We start from the raw sequence: 26,063 nt of genomic DNA on the forward strand, positions 1-26,063 counted from the left end.
CTTTTACTATTAACATTTAGTGGTTTAACTTTTATTACTTATAGTTTGGTGCAAATCAGTGATCGAGAAACAAGTGCGATTATGACAGGAATGAAAAATGTTTCAAATTTATCTACGATGAATTTTCAAGATTTAAATGGTTTTCAAGAACAAAAAGATTTTATTCGTATCCGCTCACAAGAAAATCAAACAATAATGAGTAAAGGAACCGAAAATTTTTTAGAAAATCGAACATTTAGTTTCTGGAAGATTACAATATCAAATGGAAAACTTTATGATACAGTCTATAAGAAGGATAAGGGAATTACTTATGAAATCTGGCTTTCTCTTCAGGATATATTTGAAGAAGTTGGAGCTGTTTTAGCTAGTGTCTTTGCTATCTTGCTTCTTAATTATTTAATTGGATTACTTCTAATCAGACATTACTCAAAGAAGATAAATGGACCAATTCAGAAATTGGCCTTTGAGGCCAGTCAAGACAGTGGTTTATTGGAAGTACCAGAAGCTCCAGTAGAAGTAAGAGAGCTCGCAATTAATTTTAACGAGTTGGTTAAATGCTTGCAAGAAAAAATAGAGTCTGAAAAAGAATTTGCCTCAAATCTATCCCATGAATTAAGAACGCCAGTTATGGCAATTTCGGGTTATATTTCTTTACTCAAAAGAAGAAGAGAAGAACACCCAGAAATTGTTGAAAAATCGCTAAATTATTTGGAACAAGAATCTGAAAGACTAAAAAAATTAATTGAAGATTTTCTAACTTTATCAAGAAAAGGGCAGATTGACTATCAGGAAGAAATTTTCACAACTAAAAGTTTACTGTTAGAAATTAAGTCTAGCTTTGAAATTGATTCATCTAATAAAATAGAAATTGAGGGCGACGACAACTTACACATCAAGACAAATAGATTTGCTTTGCGAGAGATTTTAAATATTTTAGTGGAAAATGCAATAAAATATTCGCCTAAGGATAGCATGGTTCTGATTAAATATGATAAAAAGGAAATTCAAGTCATTGATCGAGGAATAGGAATTTCTGATAATGAAAAAGCAAAAGTTTTTAATCGCTTTTATCAAGTAGATAAATCAAGAACGAATCATACTGGAAATGGGATTGGGTTAGCAATCGCACAACAATACGCACAAATAATAAATGCTGAAATTTATATAAGCGATAATCTCCCGAGTGGAACGATATTCCATCTTTCTTTTAAGAAGATGAGTGAGAAATAAAGATAATTCAAAAAGACCTAATGAGGTCTTTTTTTCTACAATTTAATAATTAAGTTCTTTTAATTGTTTAAAATATTTGCTATAATTTAATTGTTTCAAACAAATCAAATAAACCTTTATGAAATGAAGGAGTGACTAATGGAAGAGTTACAAGCACACATCCAATTGAAGAAAACTGATGCAGTAGAAGATGCAATTATTGTAGGTGATCCAGCGCGGGTAGACCAAGTGGCAAAATTTTTGACGGAATTCAGAGAATTAAAATATAACCGTGAATTTCGTTCACTTCGTGGTACCTATAAAAACAAAGAAGTCTTAGTTCTGTCAACAGGAGTAGGGGCGCCGTCAGCTGCTATTGCCATTGAAGAACTTCATAATATTGGAGTTAAGAGAATTATCAGAGTAGGCTCTGCTGGAGCTTTGAAGTTAGGGATTGGTTTAGGAAGTCCAATTATTGGAGAAGGAGCAGTGCGTGACGATGGTCTGACAAAGATGTATGTTCCAGAACAATATCCGGCAGTTCCCTCTAGTACTTTACTAGCAAAAGCAAAAGAAATTGCACCTGAGGCCATTTATGGAATTATTCGTTCGCATGACGGTTTTTATATGGATAATAATGAACAGACACAGGAATATTGGTCAAATTTTGGACTTATTGGTGAGGATATGGAGTCTGGAGCCTTATTTACTGTTGGACGCCTGCGAGGAATAGAAACTTTATCTATTTTAAACAACGTTGTAGCTTATAAAGAAGATTTACAAGCCGGGGTAAATAATTTAGTTTCAGGGGCTGATAGGGTCATTGAAGGTGAAAAACGAACAATTGAAATTGCTTTAGAAGTTTTAAATAAGTAATTTAAAAAGGAGAAGAAATGACAAAAGAATCATGGCTTTTTAAACAACTTTTTGCAAATTGGAAAAAGTTTGAAATCACATATATCGCTATTTTATTGTTATTACAAATCATTGTTTATATTATTGCTCCGGATTCCTTCATTGGGATGATTTCGGGTGTCTTTGGAGTGCTTTGTCTCATTTATGGGATGAAAGGGCGTAAAATTAATTTTGCGTTTGGATTGATACAGACTATAGCGATGACTTTAATAGCTTATCAGACCCATTCATGGATGAGTTTTGTAATGGGAATTTTTTATATTTTATCTCAACCTGTTGGTTGGTTTTTTTGGGGACAAGATGATGCTATTCATGAATTTAAACCAAAAACTCGTCGACTGATATTTTTAGGAGCTTTCATTGCTTGGCTAATCGTTTGGGTTATTGATGCTTTTTTAAATGGCCAACTTCCTTATTTTGACTCCTTAAATCTGATTATCCCACTTATCGCGCAAGTATTATACATTTTGAAATATAAAGAAAATTGGTCACTCTGGATTGTGGTTAATACTGCTGCCGTGGTCTATTGGTCAATATTGACAATACAATTTATAATGGACGTAAATACTCAAGGCCAATTGGGAATGTATTTATCACAAGTTGCTCTGCAAGGAGCCTTACTCTTCAATGCCATCTATGCAAATCGGGTTTGGGCAAGCGGCGAAGCGGATAATGAAGGTGGTACGAAATGATTAGTCAAAATACCCTAAGGATTTAGGGTGTTTTTTTGTTCTTATTAACATCCAAAAGGAGAGCAGCTCCTACATTTTTTTGCTATAATAAACATTATGAATCAAACGATAAAAGCGAAGTTGGAGCTATTACCTGATAGCCCTGGCTGTTATTTACATAAAGATAAAAATGGGACTGTTATTTATGTCGGAAAGGCAAAGAATCTGAAAAACCGAGTGCGCTCTTATTTTCATGGTTCTCATAATACAAAGACAGAATTATTGGTTTCCGAAATTGAAGATTTGGAATGGATTGTTGTAGGTTCTAATATTGAATCTCTGGTCTTAGAAATAAATCTTATTCAACGTTACAAGCCAAAATATAATATCATGCTTAAGGATGATAAATATTATCCTTTTTTGAAAATAACAAATGAAAAATATCCTCGCCTGTTAGTTGTACGTAAAGTTCAAAAAGACGGGGCGACTTATTTTGGACCTTATCCAGATGTTAAGGCTGCTAATGAGGTTAAACGACTTTTAGACCGAATTTTTCCTTTTAGAAAATGCGGATTGCACGAGAAAAAAGTCTGCTTCTATTTTCATATCCATCAGTGTTTATGTCCGGTTGTTAATCACGTTGACCCACAAGTATATAAGGACATGACTCAAGAAGTCAAAGAGTTTCTAACAGGTTCAGATAAAAAAATTGTTAAAGAACTTGAAGGAAAAATGATAAGTGCTTCAGATAATATGGAATTTGAGCAAGCTGCCGAATATCGTGATGTGATTAAGGCGATTGGAACCTTAAGAACGAAACAGCGGGTGATGAATCAGGATTTGAAAGACCGAGATGTATTTGGCTATTACGTTGATAAAGGATGGATGTGTGTTCAAGTCTTTTTCGTGCGTCAAGGGAAACTGATTCAACGAGATGTTAATATGTTTCCATATTACAATGATGCCGAAGAAGATTTCTTGACTTATATTGGTCAGTTTTATCAAGATAATAATCATATGATGCCAAGAGAGATTTTTATTCCTCAAGACATGGATAAGGATTCTGTAGAAGCAGTAGTTGCCGCCAGTCAAGAAGGAAATTTGCTGACAAAAGCGCAAGCTAAAGCAGTAGATGCTAAAGTCTTTACGGCAAAAACGCTTAAATTTTCTGACCAAAAAGATGTTGAGCAATCAATTGTCAAACTAGATAAAGAATTATCATCGGAGAAACGTTTATCTTCACTTTTAGCTAAAACACAGATTATCCAACCAAGTCGTGGGGAGAAAAAACAATTGGTTAATATGGCGACTAAGAATGCTCAGACTCAATTACAGCTGAAATTCGATGTGGCTGAACGTGACATTTTAAAAACTACTAAAGCAGTTGAAAATTTAGGGAAAATTTTAGGAATACCAAAACCGGTTAGAATTGAGTCTTTTGATAATTCAAATATCATGGGAACTTCACCAGTGTCTGCGATGGTCGTATTTATTGATGGGAAACCGTCAAAAAAAGATTATCGGAAGTATAAAATTAAAACAGTAGTTGGAGCTGACGATTACGCCTCAATGCGCGAAGTGATGACCAGACGTTATTCGCGAGCGCTCAAAGAAGAAACTGCTCTTCCTGATTTGATTGCAATGGATGGGGGGGCAGGTCAAGTTAATATTGCCAAAGAAGTTTTGCGAGAACTTGGTTTAGCTATTCCTGTAGCGGGGATGCAAAAAAATGATAAGCACCAAACATCAGAGTTACTTTTTGGTGATCCACTAGAGGTTGTCCCCCTATCAAGACAATCTCAAGAATTCTTTTTACTGACCAGAATTCAAGATGAAGTTCACCGCTTTGCGATTACCTTTCATAGACAACTACGTGGGAAAAATACATTTTCAAGTAAGTTGGATGGAATTGTTGGATTAGGACCAAAACGGAAGCAAAAATTGCTGACAACTTTTAAAAATTTAAAAGCGATTGAAGAAGCGACGGTTCAAGAAGTTGCTGAGGCAGGAGTTCCTTATGAAGTTGCCGAGCGTGTCAAAAACACTTTGTCTGCTCCTCATAAAAGCGATGAAAATTGGGAATCCATCAAAGATAATGTTCCTCTTTTAAAAAGTGAAAAGTCATAAGCAAAAGGATTGTCAGTAAAAACTGTCAGTTCTTTTATCTTGTCAGTAAAACAAAGAAGAGTGCTTGAAGCATATCGAAAATGTAAATGGAGAATTGATGGACTGGTCTAAAAATAAAATAAAAGAATTTCAAAAAGATTTACTTTCTTGGTATGATGCTAATAAAAAACCATTACCTTGGCGACAAACGACCGAACCTTATAAAATCTGGATTTCAGAAATTATGTCGCAGCAAACGCAAGTGGAAACGGTCATACCTTATTTTGAACGCTTCATGAAAAAGTACCCTACAGTTGAATCATTAGCTCAAGCTGATGATACAGAGTTATTAAAACTTTGGGAAGGTTTGGGTTATTATTCACGAGCTCGAAACTTAAAAATTGCAGCACAAGAAATTGTGAATGAATATAATGGAAAATTTCCAGATAATTTGAAAGAGATTCTATCCCTCAAAGGAATTGGTCCTTATACAGCAGCGGCTATTGCATCTATTTCCTTTGAATTGGCTGAACCAGCTATCGATGGAAATTTGATGCGCGTGACAAGTAGAATTTTTGAATTAGAGTGTGATATTTCAAAAAGTAGTTCACGAAAAATATTTGATGAGCATTTACGGACACTCGTCAGTAAAAAAAGACCTGGTGATTTTAATCAAGGACTGATGGATTTAGGTTCACTTGTGTGTAGCCCAAAGAAGCCAAAATGTGAAACCTGTCCGCTGAATAAATACTGTGCGGCAGCAGCTGATGGGAAACAATTGAACTATCCAGTAAAAACAAAAAAGCTCAAACAAAAAGAGTTGTATTATACTGCCTTCGCATTAGAGAATTCTCTAGGTGAATACTATTTGGAGAAACGACCATCGAAAGGCTTGTTAGCTGATATGTGGACCTTTCCACTGACAGAATTATCATCAGTAGACTTTGAAAAAATAATTACTGACGGAGCAATCAGTAAAAATATTATCATGCCAGAACTTCCTGAAAGTATATCTAAGATGGAATACTTCGGTAATTTCACTCATATCTTTTCTCATCAAAAATGGCACATTGTACTTATCAAAGTAAAGGCAGAAGAGAAGTTTGAAATTGCTGATGAATTACTGACAGCTGATAAAAAATGGGTTTATTATGATTCAAAAAAATTAGGCGAAAATGTTGTCAATCTAAATCAGGATTTATCAAAGATAAGCCGTTCACAGCTTCCACTTTCTGGTCCGCAAGTGAAAATGTTTGAACTCTTAGATAAAAAAATATGAAAACTATTGTAAAACTCTATTGGTTCACACTGTAAATTAAATAATAAAAAAAACATTGGCAACGCGAACCAATGTTTTTTTGTGTTGGGGTAAAATAATATGTTAAGAAAAAGTTAGTAGATCCAATACAAATAGGTCTAAGACATTCAAATTTATAAATAAAGAATTTATTAAATCTATCTCTTAAACCACTTAAGTTATTCCTCCGAAGAGCAACGACGTAATTGTAACAATCAAGAAAACAAAAGTAAAAAATAATGATTATAAGTAATTTATTATATTGAGTATTTATAAAAAAATTATGAGGTTTTGGATTGATAAGGTCTTAAAAAAGCCAATAAATCATGGTGCTATAAAAAATAAGTTTCTTATTATTAGTATTTTATAAAAATGTATAAGATTAGTTAAGTTACGGTTTGATACTGTAATAGCTCTGTATGATGACAATATCTTTAAAGACAGAAAACTAAAAAAGGGTACTTAGTTTGATTTGAAGTAATAAGTGCATTCTCATAAAATAGGATAAAGAGAGTATTTTATAGCTTACGATTTTATAATTAATAATAGACATAATCACTTATTAATTGTATAATAGAGTAGTCATATTATGTTAAACAAACAAAATAAAACCAATCAAAAGAAACAAAAATGTGATAATGGTAGGCTTTTAACTATGACAAATTTCTTATATACCTATTAAATGAGATATAAAAGACAAAAAAACCACCATATTAACACTTAAAATAACTAAAGAATAATTTCAATAAATTATATGGCATACAATTTTATAGTAGAAATACTCCAGAAAGCATGTATAATAGTTATTACAGAAGTTAAATATAAAAGACTACTGTTGTCATATTTGATCAAGTTTAGATTGTCCATTCTATCGATATATCGTACGTTTTTAAAGACTCCGAAAAATTTAGATTTTTCGGAGTCTTTTTTGCATTATTTCCCGGTATTAAGGCTTTATCAGTCTAATTTACTGAAAAATGATGACGTTTATTTGCGAACACGTATCTTTTAAAATACGTGTTTTTTTTATTAATCTTTACTGAACTTATAAGGTTCAGTGTTTTGAAGGACATTCTATAACAGATAGATTACGCTTCTTTCCGAAAAATCTAAATTTTTCGGAAACATATAAATCATAATTGATAAGGAATCAAAAAAATGGACGAAAGCATATTTTATAAACGACTAAAACTATTGAGTAAAAATTTAGGAAAGTCATTAAACCAAGTCGAAAAAGAACTCGGCTATTCTAGAAATGGTTTAAATAATTATAAAACGAATCACATGCCGTCGGCGCTTCGATTGTTAGAACTATCAGAATACTTTAACGTTTCTCCAGAATATTTGTTTGGGAAAAGTGAACTTTACGAGTTGAAAGGCCATGATGATAAAAATTCTGCTGAAATTATTTTTCGAAGATTAGATGAAAAACAAAAACTTAATATGTGTAAAATAACGAATAATTGGCTGATTCATGAAAAAAATGTCATTTGAAAATAAAGATTTAAACACAAGCAAAAAACCATAAGTGAAGACAAAAGGGAATTAAGAAATACTAGAACAGCTATTTAGAATGATGTCTAAAGTATGGATAAGAGAAAAAAATGCGAAATTCAAAAGCAAAAAAATTATTAAAAAAAATTAATGAACAGAAAACTTATTATCGCGCAATGTCTGATGAAAAATTACAGGCGCAAACCGAAATATTAAGGGAAAAAATTGCTAACAGCGAAGATGAAGAAGCAATTATTGTTGAAGCATTCGCGGTGGTACGTGAAGCCTCATATCGAGTCCTGAAAATGTTTCATACCGATGAACAAGTTTTAGGTGGTTTGGTACTGTATGAGGGCTATATCGCAGAAATGAAGACAGGGGAAGGAAAGAGTTTAGTTGCAACTCTTCCTTTGTATTTAAAAGCTCTAACCATGGGGCGGTCTTTTCTTATTACAACAAATGGCTATTTAGCTAAAAGGGATAAAGAACGAATTGGACCTGTCTATGAATGGCTAGGTCTAAGTGTTTCAGACAGCAGTGCGGTAGAAAATGAGACTAAAAGTCTTGCAGAACAGCGAAAGATAGTTTATGGGGGAGATATTATTTATACCTCAAATGGAGAATTTGGTTTTGATTTTTTAATAGATGGGTTAGCAGATAGTCCTGAAAATCGTTTTATGCCAGAACTCACTTTTGCCTTGCTGGATGAAGTAGATGAAATTTTGATTGATACCGCACAAACTCCTCTTATTATTTCAGGAAATCCAAAGGTTCAGTCTAATTATTTTGATGTTTCGCATCGATTTGTTCAAACTTTGAGAATAAAACAAGACTATGAGATGGACGATGAAGGAGAAAATGTTTGGTTAACAGAAAAAGGAATCGAAAAAGCAAAACATTATTTTTCTGTGGATAATTTATTGGGTTTACCTTACTTTAGCCTCTACCAACATGTGATTTTAGCCTTAAAGGCTGAGCATACAATAAGAAAAGATAAAGATTATCTAGTTGAAGACGGAGAAGTAAAACTCTTGAGCCGTAAAGATGGTCGAATACTTGAAGGTTCTAGCTTACAGAGTGGCCTACATCAGGCAGTTCAAACGAAAGAGGGGGCAAAAGGGACTCCCGAGTCTCAAACGATTTCGTCAGTAACTTATCAAAATCTATTTCGCCAATTTCGTCAACTTTCAGGGATGTCAGGAACGGCAAAAGTAGCAGAACCTGAATTTATTGAGACATATAATCTGCCAGTAAAAAAAATAAAAACTCATAAGAAAAATAAAAGAAAAGACTATTCCTCTCTATCTTACGTAACCAATGAAGCAAAATTAAAAGCAGCGTTGAAGAAGATACAAGAATTGCATAAGAAAGAACAACCTTTATTAATCATCACTGGTTCTGTTGATGCTTCAGAGTTAATGTCTCTTTATCTTTTGGACCTTGGAATTGCTCATAACGTCTTGAATGCAAAAAGTAGTTTGAAAGAAGCCCAAATGATTAAGGAAGCAGGACGTGTTGGTGCTGTGACTGTTTCTACAACTATGGCAGGTCGTGGGACAGACATAAAAATAACGGAAGAGTCGATAAAAAAAGGTGGGCTTGCGGTTATTATTACGGAACGTTTACCTAATCGACGCGGAGAGCTGCAAGCAAAGGGCAGAGCAGGACGCCAAGGAGAACCGGGGGTAACTTATAGTTATGAATCTTTAGAAGATGATGTAATTAAAAAATTTATGCAAGGAAGAGTTCAAAAATATTATGATAAACGCGTAGAAAAATCACAAAACCTTCCATATCATCAAGTTCCCCCAAAAATAAGAAGAGGATCTTTACGACGAACATTTAAAAAAGCCCAGCAAAAATCAGAGGAGCAAGGAGAAGGTCAAAGAAGCCAATCTTTGCAATTTGATAATATTCTTAAACTACAAAAAGATATGTTCAATGAAAGTCGTCAAAGAGTTCTGCAATTTTCTGATATTGACGAAGTTTTGAATTTTTTAAGTCAGCAACTCTCTTTAACACTAAAAGAATATTTTGAACAAAAAGGTTCTGAAACAGAAGTGGAATTACAAAGATTTGTATTAGATAACATTGACTATAATTTCAAAGAAATTCAAGCATTTCAATATTTAAAAAATCAAGCAGGAAAAGAGAATTTCATTCAGTCTGTATTTGAGAAGAACTTACAGAACAAACAAGCTCAACTTCATGATGATAAAGCATTTTTCCAGTATCTACAAATAAGCATATTAAAAGCGATTGATACGATTTGGAGTAGTCAAATTGAAATTTTAAATCAATTAAAGTTTGTAGTTCCTTCAAGAGCCACTGCACAAAAAACGCCATTGATTGAGTATGAAAAAGAAGCTCAAAGAAGTTATGACTACCATAAAGAGCAGCTTTCGAAGATGATTATTCGAAATGTTGCTTTGAGTTTATTTGAAATAAAAAAAGGAGAGTTAGTCGTAATTTTCCCTTAAAGAAGATGGAGTAATAAAAAAATTGAATAAATATATTACTAATATTTATGGTCATTCCTTACAAAGCACAGCAATGCATGGACAGCATGCAATAACGAATTTAGCACAAGAAATAGGTTATAAGGAAATTAATATTGCTGCTTATCGAGTGAGTGACGATAGTGAAGAAGAAAAAGAAAAGCGTATTGATGGGATGCTTACTTCGGTTGAATATGGGGGATTAGTAATTGCTCAAATGCCAACATGGAATGGTATTGCTTTTGATAAAGTACTTTTAAAAAAATTGCGAGAACGGGCAAAAAAACTAGTTGTGTTCGTTCATGATTTTGTCCCATTGATGTTTATAGGAAATGCTTATTTGGCTGATGCATATTTAGAAGCCTACAATCAGGCGGACTTGGTTGTCTTACCATCAAGCAAAATGGAAGTAACCTTAAGAGCTAAAGGGCTTACACCTCCAGTTTTATATCAAGAAGTCTGGGATCATGTAACCCCAATGGATTTTCCTGAGACGCCCCGTTTTGAACCTGTCCTTAAATTTGCAGGAAATATGGAGCGCTTTCCATTTGTTAAAAACTGGAAGAGTGAGACGCGCCTTGAAGTTTTTAGTAGAGGACAATTTGAGCCCCAAGGTAATGTTATTATTCAAGGCTGGAAGCATGATGATGAGCTTCTACGTTCTCTTCGTCAAGGTGGATACGGCTTGGTTTGGAGTGAAGATATTGAGACTCAACACGAGAGAGAATACTCAGAAATGAATGCTTCTTATAAATTTTCTACTTATTTAGCTGCTGGAATTCCGTTAATTGTGAATAAAGGGATGGCTAAGCAAGACTTTGTTGAAAAATATAACTTAGGCTTTGTTTGTGAAAATATGGATGAAGTGCTTGAACTGCTAAAAGATATGACAGAAGAAACATATAGAGAAAAACAAAAGGCTTCTCAGGATATTGGTGAACTTATAAAAGAGGGCTTCTTTGCTAAAAAATTATTAATTGAGATTCAAAACGCTCTATATTTGTAGAAAGATGAGAAATAATAAAAATGACAATATATAATTTCAACAAGGGAATTGGATGGGCTAGTAGTGGTGTAGAATATGCGCAAGCTTATCGTTCAAATATTTTCAAAAAAAATAAGCAAATAGCAAAATTCATTTTTACTGATATGTTTCAGGAAAATCTCCAACCTATGGCTCAGAATATTGGCTTTGAAGATGATGAAATTATTTGGCTATATCAATCTTTTACGGATGTAAGAATTAGCCCAACAACCTTTAGTGTAAAAGATTTAGAAAAAGAAATTACATTTACAATTAAAGAGAAAAAAACATCTACTAATTCGGTTACTTATATTTCTGAAGAGAATGGTATACGTTTGACGGCATATTTAGATAAAGTTGCGACTGATAAGGTTTATAAAACAGAATTACTTGTTAATGGAAAGCTAATTCAACGAGACTATTATACTTATGTCAAAACTTTTTCAGAATACTTTAAACCTGTAGATAATAGTGCTCGACTTTTTCAACGTCGATTTTTCAACGTTAATGGTTCTGTGGCATATGAAGAATTATTAAACGGAAAAGATAGCCTCTTCCTTTTTGAAAATAGAATAATTTCTTCTAAAAGAGTTCTTTTAGAAGAATTTATAAAAAACTTACAATTAACTGCACAAGATATTTTAATTATTGATAGATCAACTGATCAAGGCCCAGAAATTATTAAGTGTAAAGGTCCAGCCAAGGTGGGAAGTATTGTTCACGCAGAACATTATAATGCAACACTGACTACACCAGAGAAAATATTATGGAATAATTTTTACGAGTATTCATTTACGAATGTTGAAAGTTTTGACTTTTATGTGACTGCAACTGAAAAACAAAAAAATATTTTAGCTCAACAATTTAATGATTATAAAAAAGCAGATCCACTCGTTGAAGCCATTCCAGTAGGAAGTTTAGACAGATTAAGAAAGAAAGCTGGCAGAAAGAAGAATGGCCTGATTACGGCTTCTCGTTTAGCAGGGGAAAAGCATATTGATTGGTTAATAAAAGCAGTGGTTGAAGCTAAAAAAACTGTTCAAGATTTAACTTTAGATATTTATGGGCGTGGTACTGAGGAAAGTAAGCTGCGTCAATTGATTTCAGAACTTGAGGCAGATTCATATATTACATTAAAAGGTCAACATAAATTAGATGATGTATACAAACAATATGCTACATATATCTCTGCATCAACAAGCGAGGGGTTTGGTTTAACTCTAATGGAAGCTGTTGGTTCAGGATTGGGAATGGTTGGTTTTGACGTTCCTTATGGCAATCAAACATTTATTGAGGATGATAAGAATGGATATTTAATTCCTTATATTAAAAATGAGGACGAAATAAATATTAAAGAGTTATCAAATGCTATCGTAAAGATACAAGAAAAAGAAATGGGAAATGGGGGATTAGCTCAAGTTCAAAAAGCGTCTTATGAAATTGCTGAACCCTTCTTAACTACACAAATAAGAAAAAAATGGTTAGCACTAGAAAAGGAAGTATGTCATGATTAATTTATTTGAAAATTATAGATCGGAAGAAATTGATTTAGAAACTTCTTTAAAAATTTCTGGCTTTAAGCATAAAACTATTGTTTTACAAGATGATGGTTATTTACCAGAAGATATTGATTCTCCTATTCGTTTTTTCACTCAAAACGAAACAACTCCTAATGAGAATATTCCTTTATTTTTTAATGATCTTAAGTTACCGGCTCATTGGGAGGTTCAAGGAAATAATGGTGGTGCGGATATTTTTGAAGGTTACAAACAAAAAGGAAAAATTCACTATAGTAATCGAAAAGATGATTTTCGATTTATTCAATCAGTCGAATGGTGGAATGAACAAGAAAAACAACGTGCAATTGATCTCTATAATCAGCATGGACAAAGATTTGGGCACAAAACATTTAGTGATGGTGGCTTAAGCCTAACTACCTACTTTGATAGTAATGGTAAAGAAGTTATTGTTCAAAATCATATAACAGGTACTCTGCAACTTTATTATCAAAATCAAACTTATATTTTTAGTAACTATGAGTCTTTCGTTCTTTTTTACTTTAAAGTAGCGGGGATTGATAGTCAAAATATCTTTTATAATTCTTTAGGTATCCCTTATTTTATTACCTTAGCCTTGGAAAGAGAAAACCCAGAAACAGCTTATTCACATACTTTATTTTGGCAGGAGACTTCATCAACAATGCCAGGGAATATGAAGGGCCTTTTGGAAACGAATGGAAGCACAAAACATATTATTGTACAAAACAAAGAAGAATATGGTCGATTACAAAAACAAATTAATTTTGAGACAAAAGTGTCAATGACATATTTGGGTTGGATTTATCCCTATAAGGAATCTAGAGCATTTCTTCCAACAATATTTATTCTTACAAATTCAGACAATATAGAACATCTAAAAGAATTGACTGAAAGCTTACCAGATTATCATTTTAATATTGCAGCTCGAACAGAGATGTCAGGAAAATTGATGGATTTTGGAAATCTAAAAAATGTTTCTTTATATCCAGGAGTCTCTTCAGATGAGATAGAAAATTTATTTGAAGCAAATAGTGTTTATTTAGATATTAATCATGGAAATGAAGTAGAAAATATTGTTCGTCAAGCTTTTGAGCATCAACAACTTATTTTCGCTTTCCAAGAAACAGCACACAATAAACGTTTCACGGTAACGGATTATATTTGGAAAGCTGAACAATTTGAAAAAATGGTTGAAAAGCTGAAACAACTTAATCAAAGTAATATTGAACAACTTATAAATTTACAAAAGCTTCACGCAGGTCAAGAAAGTATAAAAAATTATAAGAAGGTAATCGGTCATGCGTAATAATCCTGTTTTTGAAGAAATTGAAAAAAAACAAAATGAAATTAATGAAGAAAGTAAGTTGATTCATAAAAAAGAGAAATCTAACCCTTTAGTAATTATCACCACGATGATTTTAATTATCGGTACACTTATTGGGCTGGGGCGAATTTTAATGATGATGATGTAACAGGGTGAAAAGAAAGAAAAAAATGGATAGACAAATATATAAAAGAATTGCTTTAAAACGATTGAGTTTTTCTTTCTTGATAGCATTCATATACATTTTGGGTAGTAAGATACTTTTACCTGGAATTAATATGAATAGTTTGAATTTATCTTCAAGTCTCACATTCGCGATGAGTATGACAGGAATGAGTATCGATAAGCTTTCTCTTTTTTCTTTGGGTATGGGTCCTTGGATGTCAACCATAATTTTATGGAGAGTAGTTGGTCTTATTAAGTTTCTGAATGTTGAGAGCTTAACGAAGCAACAAACTCATATTATCAGGATTTCAATTAGTGCTCTTGTTGGAGGAATTCAAAGCTATATGATAATATCGCAAGTTAAAACTTTAGATGGAACGATTTCACCCTTGGTTTTAGGAATGCTTCTTCTGACTGGAGCGATAGTCTTAGTATGGCTAGGGGATATGAATAAACAATTTGGAGTTGGGGGACCCATGGTTATTATTCTTGTGGCAATAATAAAAACCATGATAAGTCGAGTGGGACAAGGTGTTTTATTACAAACTTATTCAGCTTTAACTCCTATCATTATTTTAGCATTCGTAGCATTGATGTTGTGGGCATCTTTTCTATCTTTTAGATTTTTTCAAGGAGAACGTAGACTGCCCTTTATGCATGTTATGCTGGACAATCGTATGATAGCTGAATCATATTATCCGCTTCCTGTAAATCCAGCAGGAGGTTTACCGTTTATGTATAGTTTCTCCGTAGTATTGTTTCCACAATATCTGATTAGTGCTTTATTATATTTTCAGCCAAATAACAAAATATTAATGGGAATCTATCAAAATATTAAATTGACTGAGCTTCCTGGGGTGCTTTTACTGATTCTCTGTGTCATTTTGCTAAATTACGGTTTTGCTTATGTTAATGTCGATTATAAAAATATCGCCGATAATTTACAAAAAAATGGAGATTATTTTTTAAATGTTTATCCTGGGAAAAATACTGAAAAGTTTTTATTTGATATTATCACTAGGATGGCAACTGTTTCAGGAATAATCAGTATCTTGATGGTCGGAGCACCGATGCTATGTTCGATATTTTGGCCTGGTTTGAGTACGTGGGCATACATTATTCCTACTTGGATGATCTTGCTTACTCTAATGGATAAAATTCGAGAAGAATTTTTATCTATTTATAACCGTAATAACTATCAAACATTATTTTAGATGATAAGGAGAATCTATGCTTACTTTTATTCCTTCTTGGGAAAATATTTCCTATGGTGGACTTTCAAATGATGATTTAATGGGGCAAATTCAAGCTTATCAAGAATCTGGAGAGCCTTATCAAATAATTATTAGAGATTATATTCCTTCATTACGTTACTTTTTGCATCACTATAATTTATTGGAAAGTAACTATAAAAGTGTTTTCGACTATTTGCAGGGAAGTCAAAATTTTGAACAACGACAAGTTACTTTAGAGGAGTTGAAATTCCCCAAAGAAGCAGATTTTCATTTCACACCATTTTGCATAAATGTGGAGATAGGTAATGAACGAATTGGGCAAATATATTTTGGTGAAGGAAATCAAATCAAAGAAGTTCGATATATGAAGTCAAATCAATATGATTATATTGACTATTATGATGACAGAGGTTTTGTATCTCGATATCAGAAATTTGAAAACAAACAAGTTGTTGCAGAAGTTTATCTAGACACAAAAGAAGAGTGGATTTTCTACATTGATTCTAAAAGCGAAAAATGCCAAGTCAATCCTCAAAATAAAAATGGTTTGGAATCCTTAGAATATCAAACAATTAATGAGTTGAAATGGGCTTGTGTTGAGCTGCTAGTTGATTCTGAATCCACTCATCCGCTCTTAATTTCTGTAGATGAGCGAAATATTTCATGGATAGAGCAAAGTCCATTAAAGGATCGAATGATTTTATCCTTTTTTAAGGAACGGTACCCTTACTCTAAAGAAAATATAAATAAACTTGTAGATTTAAATATGAAAGTTCATTCATTTATTGTAGATACTGAGGATGCATTTAAAAAAATTGAATCCCACTTTGATAAAACTCCCAAATTACATCTCTTAAGTCCATATGATACTCGATTTTCTTTAAGTAAAAGTCAAGAGTACTCCAGTGAAGTCATTTTTATTGATTTACGTAAAATTTCTTCAAATCAAACTCAATTTTTAATAGAGTCACTTATTCCTTATTGTGCCAACGTTTTTATTGAGAAAGACCGTAAAGTTCAACTCATTTTTCGAACGAACAACCTTACGGAACAGCAGAGAGTTAGTCAAAAACTTAATTTATATTTAGAAGAAAAATATAAAGATAGCCTTTTGGAAATTGAACTTTTTGATGCAATAAATGAGCAGGGTGAAAATAAAATAGAAAATGTACTTTACGGAGAAATGTCTGAGGAAGCATTGTGGTTAAAAGAGTTTCAGGAGGATTTAGAAATACTTGTGCTAGATAATGACGATGAATTCTTTAAAATTATGAATATAACTCGTTTAATTATTGATTTAGCGTCTATTCCTGATTTATTTACTCAAATTGCCGGCTTAAGTTCAGGGGTTCCTCAAATTATCAAAGAAGAAACACGGTATGTTGAACACAAAAAAAATGGCTGGATATTAAATTCGTCTCAAAATTTTCAAGAAGCGCTCGTGTATTACCTCGACAGTTTAAAACATTGGCAAGAGGCGCGAGTATTTTCAGTTCAACAAATTAAAGAACATTCGGGGATTCAATTGCAAAGAAAATTATCTCGAATTGTGGGGGAATAATATTGTGGAAAACAAGATTCAAATACTACAAATTGGACTAGAAGATTGGACCCCATTCTTAACAGACTTGCAAAAGGAAAAGCTGGAATGGATTTATTTAGATTTAGAATCTGCTACGACAGATAGCGTGAAACGTATAATGACTTTGAGAAAGCGGGGAGCTTTTAGCGGAGTTTTATGTACAGATGCGCTAAATAATCAAATTTTAGAGCTTTTAGAATTAAAAATTGAAGCTTATAGCTTGATCTTGGATGAACGTCTTGAAAAAGTAATGACAGCAGAAATGAAAAAGAAAAAATTACCTTTGTTTATGAATTTATCTAATAAGCAAAAAATCATTGAAATATTTACTTCTTCTTTTTTTGAATGGCAAGGTGGCTCTACACTACATACAAATACAATAATGGTTCATCCGCAATTTAAAGGAGAAAAAACACTATTTGGTGAAAGTTTTTTGAGACTAGACGGTGATTATCAGAGTTTAAAAAATGCAGCATTGCTTACATGGCAAATGAACATGGGATTCATGAATCAAATTGGTCGGAAAATATATTTACAAATTGAACATGAAGAAGGTGTAAGAATTCATTTTGTGGTTGATATTCTTCAACGAGGGAATAGTGACCGCATTGATAGACGAGTCTATGATGAAAAGGCGATTAGTGAAGGAATAGATATCCAATATGAGAATGGTTTTGGAAGTCTAGGCTTTAGTTTAATTGCCGAAGGTGAAGGCCGAATTGAAGTAGGAATCTTACACATTCAAGATTCAAGAAATGGCTTAGGGGATTATCTTTTGGGCGGTAAAAGAATCAAGGATAAACATAATCAAGACCTTTATTATTATTTTAACCCAGGCGATTTGAAGCCACCTTTGACTGTATATTTTTCGGGATTTCACTCAGGAAAAAGTTTTGAAGCATTCTATAGGATGAAGAAGTCCGGCGCGCCTTTTCTTTTAATCACAGATTCAAGACTTGCAGGAGGAGCTTTTTATATTGGGAGTCCAGAACTTGAAGGGAAAATGGTACAAGTAGTTGAAAATAGTCTAAGTTATCTAGGGTTTACACATAAAGAATTGATTTTATCTGGTTTATCTATGGGGTCCTACGGAGCCTTGTATTATGCCCAAACACTTACGCCACATGCTGTGTTAGCAGGGAAAGCCATTGCAAATCTTGGCGATGTTATTCAAAATGACCGCTTAATTAGACCAGGAGGTTTTGCTGCGGGATTAGATATTCAATATAGTTTAACAGGTGGTTTATCTGAAAAAGAAAGTCAACAATTAAATGAACGATTTTGGACAGTTTTTGATCGTGGTAGTTATGAACAAACGACGTTTGTCATAGCCCATATGCTTAATGAAGATTATGACATAAATGCCTATCGAGATATTAGGGAACATTTAATAAGTAAAAATAGTCGGCTTATCAGTAAAGGAATTGTTGGTCGCCACGGCGATAACAATAGGGCTATTAATGATTGGTTTTTTGGACAACATCAACGTATTTTGAGAGAAGATTTTGAAAGGGAGTAAAGAGTGTTCTTTAAAATTATTTGGAATCAAAGCTTATTATCATTTTTTAGAAATGGTACGATGATTTCTTATCAAGAGGATGGAGAAGTAATCTTTGAAAATTCGTTACTTTCTCCTGGGGCTGAGTTAGTCTCTTGGGATAGCGATATAGGATATTTTGATGAACGCTCAGTTCTTCAGTTGCCGTTGTTAAGGCGCGGAAACAAATATCGATTAAAATTAAATGGCGAAATTTTTCCAGAGGGTTCTACATTACTTAAAATAGAATTTTTTAATCGTGTATCGGAAAGTGTAGGTTATTGTTTTTTAGATTTAGATCAAGAAACCTTTGAATATCCAATGGAAGCTTATCACTACAAAATTTCAATATTGAGTACAGGTTTAAAAAGACTTTCATTTAGAGAGATGATACTTACGGAAGAATAATATTTTTTGATTTCTTAGGTTTACAAGGTTCTCCTCTTATATACAAGGAAAAATCTTGAATGAGAGAAAGTGAGAGGTAAATGTCTCCATAGAGTTAGAATGTTTTAAAAAATTGGGGTGAAATTGTCCCTTGACTAATTAAAAGCGTTTTAAGAAAAATTTTTACAAAAAAGGAAATAAAAGTTACGAATGCAGAAACATAAAAAAAACAAAGGCCTACTTAAACAAGTTACGCGCTTTAAGATGCATAAATCCGGTAAATTTTGGGTTTTCTCTAGTACTACACATTTTAGTTGGCTAAAGTTATCAAAAAAATCTAAGCAACAAGTTCAAGTTAAATTAGAACAACGTGATTCTTATCAACGAGTTTATGATGATGAGGATAGTAGTTCATGGGGCAGGACTCTGAAAATTGCTGGAGGTTTAGCTGCCGGTATTGGTTTAGGGGCTTTAGGGGGGACTCTGACTGATACTCATGCTGCCGCACAAGAACAAACTCCAGCAACAATTAAGGAAACTTCTCAAAGCGTACTCGCACAACAAGAGAGTGTAACAATCTCACTCAGTACTACAAGTGTGACATCTGAAACAGCTAATCCTACATCTGAAACTGCAACAGAAAGTCAACTTACATCTATTACTCCTCGTAGTTTATTTCAATGGAGCTACGTAGGACTTGGAGATGCTGGAGAGAGCCACTCTGATTTTGATGGAACAACAGGACTTGATTTTAGTACAAATGACGTAGTCCTTACTCCTGGTGGATCAAACGGTATTGCAAGTTCCGTACAGCTTTATTTCCAAATTGGTGATAGTAATACGTATTATGGACCTATGGCTGAGTATACTGGGAATATTCGCTCAGGAGTTCCAATTACGATGAATATTGATTGGGATAAAGTATGGGAAGAATTTATTCTAGCACATCCTGAAGCCAAGGGGCAAGAAGTACATCCTCAGTTGATCTACACAAACCCAGAATATACCATTCACAGTGAACATGTAGATGCAGATTTGACTCCTTACATTCCAGTTGTTAGTGAGTCTGAGTCAACAGAGGAATCACAATCTGACTCCACAACTGAATCTTTGACAGACTCGCAATCTGAGTCAGCAAAAGAATCAGATACTGATCCTGGATCACAATCTGAATCAGAAAAAGAATCGTTGACTGAATCAACATCCTTGAGTGAGTCGCTGACAGAATCATTGACTGAATCAACATCCTTGAGTGAGTCGCTGACAGAATCATTGACCGAATCAACATCGTTGAGTGAATCTCTAACCGAATCATTGACCGAATCAACATCATTGAGCGAATCACTTACAGAATCGTTGACTGAATCAACATCCTTAAGTGAATCTCTAACCGAATCGTTGACCGAATCAACCTCGTTGAGCGAATCTCTTACCGAATCGTTAACCGAATCAACATCCTTAAGCGAATCTCTTATAGAATCGTTAACCGAATCAACCTCGTTGAGCGAATCTCTTACCGAATCGTTAACCGAATCAACATCCTTAAGCGAATCTCTTACAGAATCGTTAACCGAATCAACATCTTTGAGCGAGTCGCTGACAGAATCGTTGACTGAATCAGTTTCAGAGTCAGAACGAGTATCTGACTCTGAATCAATTGAAGAATCGCTAAGTGAATCTACTTCGAAATCAGACAGCGTGTTATCAGCCTCTGAATCAGAATCAGCAAAAGAGTCAGCCTCTGAATCAGCAAAAGAGTCAGCCACTGAAACCGAATCATTGAGTGATTCACTAACCGAATCTCTTACAGAATCGTTGACCGAATCAACCTCATTAAGTGAATCTCTTACCGAATCGTTGACTGAATCAACCTCATTGAGCGAATCCCTAACTGAATCGTTGACCGAATCAACCTCATTAAGTGAATCTCTTACAGAATCGTTGACCGAATCAACCTCATTAAGCGAATCACTTACAGAATCGTTGACCGAATCAACCTCATTAAGCGAATCACTTACCGAATCGTTGACCGAATCAACCTCATTAAGTGAATCTCTTACAGAATCGTTGACTGAATCAACATCCTTAAGTGAATCACTTACAGAATCGTTGACTGAGTCAACATCGTTGAGCGAATCACTTACCGAATCGTTGACCGAATCAACATCCTTAAGTGAATCACTTACAGAATCGTTGAGCGAATCTCTTACAGAATCGTTGACCGAATCAACATCCTTAAGTGAATCACTTACAGAATCGTTGACTGAGTCAACATCGTTGAGCGAATCTCTTACAGAATCGTTGACTGAATCAGCATCGTTGAGCGAATCTCTTACCGAATCGTTGACCGAATCAACCTCATTAAGCGAATCACTTACCGAATCGTTGACCGAATCGTTGACCGAATCAACCTCATTAAGTGAATCTCTTACTGAATCGTTGACTGAATCAACCTCATTGAGCGAATCCCTAACTGAATCGTTGACCGAATCAACCTCATTAAGTGAATCTCTTACAGAATCGTTGACTGAGTCAACATCGTTGAGCGAATCTCTTACAGAATCGTTGACTGAGTCAACCTCATTAAGTGAATCTCTTACAGAATCGTTGACTGAGTCAACCTCATTAAGTGAATCTCTTACAGAATCATTAACTGAATCAACATCGTTGAGCGAATCTCTTACAGAATCGTTGACCGAATCAACATCCTTAAGTGAATCACTTACAGAATCGTTGACTGAGTCAACATCGTTGAGCGAATCTCTTACAGAATCGTTGACTGAATCAGCATCGTTGAGCGAATCTCTTACAGAATCGTTGACCGAATCAACCTCATTAAGCGAATCACTTACCGAATCGTTGACCGAATCAACCTCATTAAGTGAATCTCTTACCGAATCGTTGACCGAATCAACCTCATTAAGTGAATCTCTTACTGAATCGTTGACTGAATCAACCTCATTGAGCGAATCCCTAACTGAATCGTTGACCGAATCAACATCGTTGAGCGAATCTCTTACAGAATCATTAACTGAATCAACCTCATTGAGCGAATCCCTAACTGAATCGTTGACCGAATCAACCTCATTAAGTGAATCTCTTACAGAATCGTTGACTGAGTCAACATCGTTGAGCGAATCTCTTACAGAATCGTTGACTGAGTCAACCTCATTAAGTGAATCTCTTACAGAATCGTTGACTGAGTCAACCTCATTAAGTGAATCTCTTACAGAATCATTAACTGAATCAACCTCATTGAGCGAATCCCTAACTGAATCGTTGACCGAATCAACCTCATTAAGTGAATCTCTTACAGAATCGTTGACTGAATCAACCTCATTAAGTGAATCTCTTACAGAATCGTTGACCGAATCAACACAAGATTCTAAATCAGAGTCGACCTCACTTTCAGATTCATTGTCGGATTCTGTACAAGATTCTAAGTCAGAGTCAGCATCGCTTTCAGATTCATTGTCGGATTCTGTACAAGATTCTAAATCAGAGTCAGCCTCACTTTCAGATTCATTGTCGGATTCTGCACAAGATTCTAAGTCTGAGTCAGTCTCACTTTCAGATTCATTGTCAGATTCTGCACAAGATTCTAAGTCAGAGTCAGCCTCACTTTCAGATTCGTTGTCAGAATCAACACAAGATTCTAAGTCAGAGTCGACATCACTTTCAGACTCATTGTCAGATTCTGCACAAGATTCTAAATCAGAGTCAAGCTCACTTTCAGATTCATTGTCAGATTCTGCACAAGATTCTAAATCAGAGTCAAGCTCACTTTCAGATTCATTGTCAGATTCTGCACAAGATTCTAAATCAGAGTCAACCTCATTAAGCGAATCCCTAACTGAATCGTTGACTGAATCAACCTCATTAAGTGAATCTCTTACAGAATCATTAACTGAATCAACATCCTTAAGCGAATCTCTTACAGAATCGTTGACCGAATCAACATCCTTAAGCGAATCCCTTACAGAATCGTTGACTGAATCAACATCCTTAAGCGAATCCCTTACAGAATCGTTGACTGAATCAACCTCGTTGAGCGAATCCCTAACTGAATCGTTGACCGAATCAACCTCATTGAGCGAGTCCTTGACCGAATCGTTGAGCGAATCAACCTCATTGAGCGAATCCCTAACTGAATCGTTGACCGAATCAACATCCTTAAGCGAGTCCTTGACCGAATCGTTGACTGAATCAACACAAGATTCTAAGTCAGAGTCAGCCTCACTTTCAGATTCGTTGTCAGAATCAACACAAGATTCTAAGTCAGAGTCGACATCACTTTCAGACTCATTGTCAGATTCTGCACAAGATTCTAAATCAGAGTCAAGCTCACTTTCAGATTCATTGTCAGATTCTGCACAAGATTCTAAATCAGAGTCAACCTCATTAAGCGAATCCCTAACTGAATCGTTGACTGAATCAACCTCATTAAGTGAATCTCTTACAGAATCATTAACTGAATCAACATCCTTAAGTGAATCTCTTACAGAATCATTAACTGAATCAACATCGTTAAGCGAATCTCTTACAGAATCATTAACTGAATCAACATCGTTAAGCGAATCTCTTACAGAATCGTTGACTGAATCAACATCGTTAAGCGAATCTCTTACAGAATCGTTGACCGAATCAACATCGTTGAGCGAATCTCTTACAGAATCGTTGACCGAATCAACATCGTTGAGCGAATCTCTTACAGAATCGTTGACTGAATCAACACAAGATTCTAAATCAGAGTCGGCATCACTATCAGATTCATTGTCAGATTCTGCACAAGATTCTAAGTCAGAGTCAGCCTCACTATCAGATTCGTTGTCAGATTCTGCACAAGATTCTAAGTCAGAGTCAAGCTCACTTTCAGATTCATTGTCAGATTCTGCACAAGATTCTAAATCAGAGTCAACCTCATTAAGCGAATCCCTAACTGAATCGTTGACTGAATCAACCTCATTAAGTGAATCTCTTACAGAATCATTAACTGAATCAACATCCTTAAGTGAATCTCTTACAGAATCATTAACTGAATCAACATCGTTAAGCGAATCTCTTACAGAATCGTTGACTGAATCAGCATCATTGAGTGAGTCCTTGACAGAATCGTTGACCGAATCAACCTCATTGAGCGAATCCCTAACTGAATCGTTGACCGAATCAACATCCTTAAGTGAATCTCTTACCGAATCGTTGACCGAATCAACATCGTTGAGCGAATCTCTTACAGAATCGTTGACTGAATCAACACAAGATTCTAAATCAGAGTCGGCATCACTATCAGATTCATTGTCAGATTCTGCACAAGATTCTAAGTCAGAGTCAGCCTCACTTTCAGATTCGTTGTCAGAATCAACACAAGATTCTAAGTCAGAGTCGACATCACTTTCAGACTCATTGTCAGAATCAACACAAGATTCTAAGTCAGAGTCGACATCACTTTCAGACTCATTGTCAGATTCTGCACAAGATTCTAAATCAGAGTCAAGTTCACTTTCAGATTCATTATCAGATTCTGTACAAGATTCTAAATCAGAGTCAGCCTCGCTTTCAGACTCATTGTCAGATTCTGCACAAGATTCTAAGTCTGAGTCAACATCCTTAAGCGAATCTCTTACCGAATCGTTGACCGAATCAACATCCTTAAGCGAATCTCTTACCGAATCGTTGACCGAATCAACATCGTTGAGCGAGTCTCTTACCGAATCGTTGACTGAATCAGCATCATTGAGCGAGTCCTTGACAGAATCGTTGACTGAATCAACCTCATTAAGTGAATCTCTTACAGAATCGTTGACTGAATCAACCTCATTAAGTGAATCCCTAACTGAATCGTTGACCGAATCAACATCCTTAAGCGAGTCCTTGACAGAATCGTTGACTGAATCAACACAAGATTCTAAATCAGAGTCGACCTCACTATCAGACTCATTGTCAGAATCAACACAAGATTCTAAGTCAGAGTCAGCCTCACTTTCAGATTCGTTGTCAGAATCAACACAAGAATCAACACAAGATTCTAAATCAGAGTCAAGCTCGCTTTCAGATTCATTGTCAGAATCTGTACAAGATTCAACACAAGATTCTAAGTCAGAGTCGACCTCACTTTCAGATTCGTTGTCAGAATCTGTACAAGATTCTAAATCAGAGTCAAGCTCGCTTTCAGACTCATTGTCAGATTCTGCACAAGATTCTAAGTCAGAATCAGCCTCACTTTCAGACTCATTGTCGGATTCTGTACAAGATTCAACACAAGATTCTAAGTCAGAGTCAGCCTCGCTTTCAGATTCGTTGTCAGAATCTGTACAAGATTCTAAATCAGAGTCGACCTCACTTTCAGATTCATTGTCAGATTCTGCACAAGATTCTAAGTCAGAGTCAAGCTCACTTTCAGATTCGTTGTCGGATTCTGTACAAGATTCAACACAAGATTCTAAATCAGAGTCAAGCTCGCTTTCAGATTCATTGTCAGAATCTGTACAAGATTCAACACAAGATTCTAAGTCAGAGTCGACCTCACTTTCAGACTCATTGTCAGATTCTGCACAAGATTCTAAGTCAGAGTCAGCCTCACTTTCAGATTCGTTGTCAGAATCAACACAAGATTCTAAGTCAGAGTCGACCTCACTTTCAGATTCGTTGTCAGAATCTGTACAAGATTCTAAATCAGAGTCAAGCTCGCTTTCAGACTCATTGTCAGATTCAACACAAGATTCTAAGTCAGAGTCAAGCTCGCTTTCAGACTCATTGTCAGATTCTGCACAAGATTCTAAGTCAGAGTCAGCATCGCTTTCAGATTCATTGTCGGATTCATTGTCAGATTCAACACAAGATTCTAAATCAGAGTCAAGCTCGCTTTCAGATTCATTGTCAGATTCAACACAAGATTCTAAATCAGAGTCAAGCTCGCTTTCAGATTCATTGTCAGATTCTGCACAAGATTCTAAATCAGAGTCGACCTCACTTTCAGAATCGTTGACCGAATCAACGTCTCTTTCAGACTCAACAACTGATCCTAATTTAAACTCAAATGGTAGTGAGTCAATTGGAAACGGAAATTCTAGCAGTTCCACAG

The 26,063-nt window shown here is 34.7% G+C and carries 16 protein-coding genes and 1 pseudogene; 16 read left to right on the forward strand and 1 reads right to left on the reverse strand.

Annotated elements, in window-relative coordinates; genetic code table 11:
* Positions 1-48 precede the first annotated feature (48 nt).
* The 16 genes and pseudogenes from KW2_RS03900 to KW2_RS12325 form a co-directional block, all read left to right on the forward strand.
* On the forward strand, positions 49-1,230 hold the full coding sequence (locus KW2_RS03900) for a sensor histidine kinase (protein ID WP_244878746.1): 1,182 nt from the start codon (positions 49-51) through the stop codon (positions 1,228-1,230).
* A gap of 138 nt (positions 1,231-1,368) precedes the next feature.
* Positions 1,369-2,085: a nucleoside phosphorylase gene (locus KW2_RS03905; RefSeq protein WP_021036968.1), complete on the forward strand. Its 717-nt coding sequence runs from the start codon at positions 1,369-1,371 to the stop codon at positions 2,083-2,085.
* 17 nt (positions 2,086-2,102) lie between these two features.
* The gene (pnuC, locus tag KW2_RS03910) at positions 2,103-2,816 is read left to right on the forward strand and encodes a nicotinamide riboside transporter PnuC (protein ID WP_021036969.1); all 714 of its coding nucleotides are present in this window, start codon (positions 2,103-2,105) and stop codon (positions 2,814-2,816) included.
* Positions 2,817-2,912: 96 nt separating this feature from the next.
* Positions 2,913-4,922: an excinuclease ABC subunit UvrC gene (uvrC, locus tag KW2_RS03915; RefSeq protein ID WP_021036970.1), complete on the forward strand. Its 2,010-nt coding sequence runs from the start codon at positions 2,913-2,915 to the stop codon at positions 4,920-4,922.
* Positions 4,923-5,019: 97 nt separating this feature from the next.
* A complete protein-coding gene (mutY, locus tag KW2_RS03920; protein ID WP_021036971.1) occupies positions 5,020-6,180 on the forward strand; it encodes an A/G-specific adenine glycosylase in 1,161 nt (386 codons plus the stop codon).
* A 1,176-nt stretch (positions 6,181-7,356) separates the two neighbouring features.
* Entirely contained in the window at positions 7,357-7,692 is a 336-nt protein-coding gene (locus KW2_RS03925; protein ID WP_011675799.1) for a helix-turn-helix domain-containing protein, read from the forward strand.
* Between the two features lie 110 nt (positions 7,693-7,802).
* Positions 7,803-10,172, forward strand: coding sequence for a preprotein translocase subunit SecA (locus KW2_RS03930; RefSeq protein ID WP_021036972.1), 2,370 nt, complete (start codon positions 7,803-7,805; stop codon positions 10,170-10,172).
* A gap of 22 nt (positions 10,173-10,194) precedes the next feature.
* A complete protein-coding gene (locus tag KW2_RS03935) occupies positions 10,195-11,196 on the forward strand; it encodes a sugar transferase (protein ID WP_021036973.1) in 1,002 nt (333 codons plus the stop codon).
* A gap of 20 nt (positions 11,197-11,216) precedes the next feature.
* Positions 11,217-12,728, forward strand: a complete 1,512-nt coding sequence (gene gtfA / locus KW2_RS03940) for an accessory Sec system glycosyltransferase GtfA (protein WP_021036974.1) — start codon at positions 11,217-11,219, stop codon at positions 12,726-12,728.
* Positions 12,721-14,058, forward strand: a complete 1,338-nt coding sequence (gene gtfB / locus KW2_RS03945) for an accessory Sec system glycosylation chaperone GtfB (RefSeq protein WP_021036975.1) — start codon at positions 12,721-12,723, stop codon at positions 14,056-14,058. Before gtfA ends, gtfB begins: the two co-directional genes overlap by 8 nt.
* Positions 14,051-14,224, forward strand: a complete 174-nt coding sequence (locus KW2_RS12080; protein WP_187288329.1) for a hypothetical protein — start codon at positions 14,051-14,053, stop codon at positions 14,222-14,224. The genes gtfB and KW2_RS12080 overlap by 8 nt, the downstream gene beginning before the upstream one ends.
* A gap of 22 nt (positions 14,225-14,246) precedes the next feature.
* A complete protein-coding gene (secY2, locus tag KW2_RS03950; RefSeq protein WP_021036976.1) occupies positions 14,247-15,455 on the forward strand; it encodes an accessory Sec system protein translocase subunit SecY2 in 1,209 nt (402 codons plus the stop codon).
* Between the two features lie 16 nt (positions 15,456-15,471).
* Positions 15,472-17,037: an accessory Sec system protein Asp1 gene (gene asp1 / locus KW2_RS03955; protein ID WP_021036977.1), complete on the forward strand. Its 1,566-nt coding sequence runs from the start codon at positions 15,472-15,474 to the stop codon at positions 17,035-17,037.
* A gap of 4 nt (positions 17,038-17,041) precedes the next feature.
* Positions 17,042-18,577, forward strand: a complete 1,536-nt coding sequence (asp2, locus tag KW2_RS03960; protein ID WP_021036978.1) for an accessory Sec system protein Asp2 — start codon at positions 17,042-17,044, stop codon at positions 18,575-18,577.
* Positions 18,578-18,580: 3 nt separating this feature from the next.
* Positions 18,581-19,003 (forward strand): accessory Sec system protein Asp3, encoded by a 423-nt coding sequence (asp3, locus tag KW2_RS03965; RefSeq protein ID WP_021036979.1) that lies wholly within the window; start codon positions 18,581-18,583, stop codon positions 19,001-19,003.
* Positions 19,004-19,192: 189 nt separating this feature from the next.
* Positions 19,193-19,294, forward strand: a pseudogene (locus KW2_RS12325) (KxYKxGKxW signal peptide domain-containing protein); the annotation flags it as partial.
* A 731-nt stretch (positions 19,295-20,025) separates the two neighbouring features.
* Here KW2_RS12325 and KW2_RS12330 read toward each other — a convergent pair.
* Complete coding sequence (locus tag KW2_RS12330) at positions 20,026-26,061, reverse strand: hypothetical protein (protein ID WP_051303727.1); 6,036 nt, start codon at positions 26,059-26,061, stop codon at positions 20,026-20,028.
* Positions 26,062-26,063: the final 2 nt, after the last annotated feature.

The sequence above is a fragment of the Lactococcus cremoris subsp. cremoris KW2 genome (assembly GCF_000468955.1).
In the GTDB taxonomy this organism is placed as follows: domain Bacteria; phylum Bacillota; class Bacilli; order Lactobacillales; family Streptococcaceae; genus Lactococcus; species Lactococcus cremoris.

What these genes read in the sequence shown, in the direction of transcription:
- KW2_RS03905 (WP_021036968.1), top strand. Translation starts at nt 1,369, where the DNA reads ATGGAAGAGTTACAAGCACACATCCAATTGAAGAAAACTGATGCAGTA.
- pnuC (WP_021036969.1), top strand. Translation starts at nt 2,103, where the DNA reads ATGACAAAAGAATCATGGCTTTTTAAACAACTTTTTGCAAATTGGAAA.
- uvrC (WP_021036970.1), top strand. Translation starts at nt 2,913, where the DNA reads ATGAATCAAACGATAAAAGCGAAGTTGGAGCTATTACCTGATAGCCCT.
- mutY (WP_021036971.1), top strand. Translation starts at nt 5,020, where the DNA reads ATGGACTGGTCTAAAAATAAAATAAAAGAATTTCAAAAAGATTTACTT.
- KW2_RS03925 (WP_011675799.1), top strand. Translation starts at nt 7,357, where the DNA reads ATGGACGAAAGCATATTTTATAAACGACTAAAACTATTGAGTAAAAAT.
- KW2_RS03930 (WP_021036972.1), top strand. Translation starts at nt 7,803, where the DNA reads ATGCGAAATTCAAAAGCAAAAAAATTATTAAAAAAAATTAATGAACAG.
- gtfA (WP_021036974.1), top strand. Translation starts at nt 11,217, where the DNA reads ATGACAATATATAATTTCAACAAGGGAATTGGATGGGCTAGTAGTGGT.
- gtfB (WP_021036975.1), top strand. Translation starts at nt 12,721, where the DNA reads ATGATTAATTTATTTGAAAATTATAGATCGGAAGAAATTGATTTAGAA.
- KW2_RS12080 (WP_187288329.1), top strand. Translation starts at nt 14,051, where the DNA reads ATGCGTAATAATCCTGTTTTTGAAGAAATTGAAAAAAAACAAAATGAA.
- secY2 (WP_021036976.1), top strand. Translation starts at nt 14,247, where the DNA reads ATGGATAGACAAATATATAAAAGAATTGCTTTAAAACGATTGAGTTTT.
- asp1 (WP_021036977.1), top strand. Translation starts at nt 15,472, where the DNA reads ATGCTTACTTTTATTCCTTCTTGGGAAAATATTTCCTATGGTGGACTT.